Origin of the sequence: Brachyspira catarrhinii, assembly GCF_005518285.1 — a bacterium.
In the GTDB taxonomy this organism is placed as follows: Bacteria; Spirochaetota; Brachyspiria; order Brachyspirales; family Brachyspiraceae; genus Brachyspira; species Brachyspira catarrhinii.
Genome location: NZ_SJDU01000843.1, coordinates 1 through 348, shown reverse-complemented (window position 1 = coordinate 348; position 348 = coordinate 1). Strand labels below are relative to the sequence as shown.

Genomic DNA, 348 nt, shown 5'->3' with positions numbered 1-348 from the left:
TACTCTTCATAAAGTTATTATAATTTTTATTTACATAGTCTCTTGCAAGCGGAGTGTAAAAAGGAAAACCAGAATAAAATGTTTTAACTATTTTAAAACCTCTTAAGTCCAAAAATTTTTCAACCTCTCCTCTTTTAAAATTTCTTAAATGTCCTATATGTTTCTCATAATCACGCATTCTGCCTGTTGGAAAAGATAGCAATATGTATTTATTAGAAACATTAATAATATTTTCTAATAAACTCTCCCAATTCTCTACATGCTCCAATATTTCCAAAGCAGCGACTAAATCAAATTTCTTAATATCGCTTTTTTCTACAAAAGAATTAAGTTCTTCTTCTATAAATT

1 pseudogene is annotated in these 348 nt (G+C 26.7%); it reads right to left on the bottom strand.

The window, feature by feature from the left end:
* Nucleotides 1-348, bottom strand: a pseudogene (locus tag EZH24_RS14765) (class I SAM-dependent methyltransferase); the annotation flags it as partial.